This is a genomic window from Bartonella sp. AP258QHHD (assembly GCF_042196145.1).
Lineage (GTDB): Bacteria > Pseudomonadota > Alphaproteobacteria > Rhizobiales > Rhizobiaceae > Bartonella.
The window spans coordinates 1-1,889 of the sequence record NZ_JBHIPR010000016.1; the positions used below are offsets into that span (position 1 = coordinate 1).

2 protein-coding genes are annotated in these 1,889 nt (G+C 42.6%); one reads left to right on the top strand and one right to left on the bottom strand.

The genetic code is table 11. The features are described from left to right. Positions 1-51: 51 nt before the first annotated feature. Positions 52-681, bottom strand: coding sequence for a lysozyme (locus tag ACFIMM_RS02210; RefSeq protein WP_375646004.1), 630 nt, complete (start codon positions 679-681; stop codon positions 52-54). A gap of 149 nt (positions 682-830) precedes the next feature. On the opposite strand from ACFIMM_RS02210, the gene ACFIMM_RS02215 reads away from it, so the two are divergent. After that, positions 831-1,889: tyrosine-type recombinase/integrase (locus ACFIMM_RS02215; protein ID WP_375692590.1), on the top strand; the 1,059-nt coding region annotated here is incomplete at its 3' end.

Below are 1,889 nucleotides of genomic sequence, written 5' to 3' on the forward strand. Positions count from 1 at the left end.
AAACGGCTAAAGCCGCTGTAAACATAAGAGAATATTTCTTTAGCCAAAAAATCATAAGCGTTGCTCCCCAAACCGCTTGGCAACAATCACTATGCCCGTTACAGCCGCTAAAACCATGATGCCTGCTAAAGCCCATTGCACCGGACCATTGCCTGCTAACAAGCCGCCAAAACCTGAACAAGACCCTATAATCGGGGCAAGTGCTTCTATTTTAAGAAGTCCGGTTGCCGTTTTCGTTTCTACCCTTTGATAATTCGAAGAAACATAAGCCCCTTTTACCCATAATCCCGCTTCTGCTGCTCGACGGTTGGCTAAACCCGCAAGAGGCTTCCCACCGACCTTATTCCATTTCTGTAATTCTAAGGGTACGGCTTCATAATCCCCTTGATTAAGCTTCTTCAACAAGGTTGACTTGCGAAAAGCAGCTGTTCCTACATTATAGCAAAATGAGACCAATGCCGCGAATTGGCAATCCGTTAACGAAACCGTGACCGATTCCTCGACTGTCTGCTCAAATTGCTTTAAGTCTTCACAAAGGATTTCTTCTGCTTGCTCTTGTGTGATCCGCATGCCTTTTTTGACAAGGGGGTGACCCGCATTGCTGGTGTGACCATAACCAATCGTCCAGATACATGCCGTGTCTCTATATGCCTCTACAAGACATTGATTTATAATGATAATTCACTGTTTTGTATGTTGAATGAGAGTCTCGAATAACGTAGGATTCTCTCATTTCAAATCTGTTTATGTTGAATCAATCAAAACCACTCATTTGTACATAACAAGTGGGATGAGTGTGTGGATAAAATTTGTATAAGAAAGGACTAAAAATGGCTCTTATGAACCGTCTTAATGCAAGGGCTGTCGCAACATTGGGAGCTGGCAAATATAATGATGGTGCCGGCTTGTTACTTCATAAGCGTAAAGATGGAGGTGCTCAATGGATTTACCGTTTTACCATTCATGGGCGGCGCCGTGAAATGGGCTTGGGTGCTTTAAGAGATGTTTCTTTAAAACAAGCCCGTGAATGTGCAATGCAATGGCGTGCTGTTTTACGTGAAGGGCGTGATCCTATTAAAGAACGTAATAAACAAAAGCGTGAGGCAATAAGTAATCTCCATTATTTAAAAGATATTGCTTTAGATGCTTTTGAAAGTCGTAAAGCTGAATTAAAAGGTGACGGTAAAAATGGAAATTGGTTTACACCTTTACGCCTTCATATTCTTCCCAAGTTAGGCTGTTTACCCGTTTCAGAGATTACGCAAACAGAGATACGCGATACCCTTGCCCCTATTTGGCATACAAAAGCTGGAACTGCTCGAACAGCACTAATGCGTCTTAATCTTTGTCTCAAACATGCGGCTGCATTAGGGTTAGATGTTGATTTACAAGCAGTAGAAAAAGCACGCGCTCTCTTAGGCAAACAACGTCATAAAAAACAAAGCTTACCAGCCATGGATTGGAGAGATGTGCCGGCTTTTTACCAATTTCTCTGCAAAACAACAACTATAAAACATTTAGCTTTGCGTCTGCTTATCCTGACAGGCGTTCGTACCAACCCTTTGCGTCATATTCGTGAAGATCAGATTGAAGGTGATATATGGACAATCCCTGCTGAGAATATGAAAGGCAAGCGTGATGCCACAACAGAGTTTCGCGTGCCCCTATCATCTGAAGCAATAAAAGTAATTGAACAAGCCCGCTGTATCTCTAAAAGTGATTTCATCTTTTCACTTACCGGTCGTGGTCCTCTTTCACATACGATGATGGCGGCGTATATGAGAAAAAATAAAATTGAAGCTTGCCCCCATGGTTTTCGCTCTAGTTTACGCGATTGGCTAGCAGAAACAACCGATGCCCCCTATGAGGTCGCTGAAACTATTCTAAGT